The organism is Streptomyces katrae, assembly GCF_000717655.1.
GTDB lineage: Bacteria > Actinomycetota > Actinomycetes > Streptomycetales > Streptomycetaceae > Streptomyces > Streptomyces katrae_B.
Map to the genome: position 1 here is coordinate 1 of NZ_JNZY01000094.1, position 1,475 is coordinate 1,475.

Sequence of the window (1,475 nt, forward strand, 5' to 3'; positions counted from 1 at the left end):
CTTGATCTTTAACGTCCGAGGTCGAACGGTGCCTCGTACTTGATCACTCGGTTCGGTAACCGCCGTACGCGGAAACGGCCTTCGTCTGGATCATGTGCTCCGACCAAGGAAACACTCACATCCAGCGCGAAGGCCGTGAGGATGAGTTTGCTGCATCGTGATGCCCGGCGGGAGCCGCTGGCGGAACTGTCACGCTTCCGAGGCGAGTTCTACTCCTGTCTCACCGCTCGTTCGGATGCGCTGTTCGAGCTGGCCGACGCGGTTCTGTGCGGCGACGGACCGGTGCGATCACTGGCCGAGCTGTCGCTGGTGGGCGAACACCGCCGCGGTCACGGAGGGCTCTACGCCGCTGTCGCCAAGGGCCGGGTCGACACGGACCGGATGCGCCAGGCCCTGGCCTCGCTGCCGCTGCCGCGGCCGTACTCGATCGTCTGCGCGCTGGAGCCGGGCCGCAGCTCGTGGACCGCCCCGCTGGACGCGCTGCGTCTGGCACCCGGAGACGACACGGCCACCGTCACCGCCCGGCAGCTGCGCGAGCTGATCGAGCGGCTGATCACCGCAGGTCAGTGGCAGACCGGTGACCCGGAAGTCCTCGTCATCGCGGACGCCGGATACGACGCACCACGCCTGGCCCACCTCCTGCGGGACCTTCCGGTCCAGGTCCTGGCCCGGATGCGGTCGGACCGGGTCCTGCGTCGGCCCGCACCCCAGCGGCAGCCTCACACCATGGGCCGTCCGCCCCGGCACGGCGGCGAGTTCGTGTTCGGGCAGCCTGACACCTGGGGCACCCCGGACACCCACACCGTCACCGACACCCGCCTCTACGGCACCGCCCGAGCACGCTCGTGGGACCGACTCCACCCCAAACTCACCCACCGCTCTTCCTGGGCGGCGGCCGACGGCACCCTCCCGATCGTCGAGGGAGCGGTGATCCGCCTGGACATCGACCACCTGCCCAGCGGAGCCACCCCGAAGCCGGTCTGGCTGTGGTGGTCCGGCACCGACGCAGACCACACGGACGTCGACCGCCTGTGGCAGGCCTACCTGCGACGCTTCGACATCGAGCACACCTTCCGCCTGTTCAAGCAGACCCTCGGCTGGACCTGCCCGAAGATCCGCACCCCCGAGGCGGCGGACCGGTGGACCTGGCTGATCCTGGCCGCCTACACCCAACTCCGTCTCGCCCGACCGCTGGCAGCCGACCTCCGCCGGCCATGGGAGAAACCTGCACCCGACGAACGCCTCACGCCCGCCCGCGTCCGCCGGGACTTCCGCCACATCCGCCCGAAGACGAGCTGCCCGGCCGGCGCACCGAAACCCTCCCGCCCCGGCCCCGGCAGGCCACCAGGGCGCAAGAACAGCCATCCCACCCCACGACACGACGTGCACACAGTCCGCAAACCCGGCACCACGAAACCGAAAACGAAGAAGTCGATGCCCCCTCGCCCACGCCGCACAGGTTAAAGATCAAGCTA

The 1,475-nt window shown here is 69.6% G+C and carries 1 protein-coding gene; it reads left to right on the forward strand.

Features of this window, described 5'->3' with window-relative positions:
* Positions 1–141: 141 nt before the first annotated feature.
* Complete coding sequence (locus IF09_RS0139520; protein WP_030304406.1) at positions 142–1,464, forward strand: transposase; 1,323 nt, start codon at positions 142–144, stop codon at positions 1,462–1,464.
* Positions 1,465–1,475 lie beyond the last annotated feature (11 nt).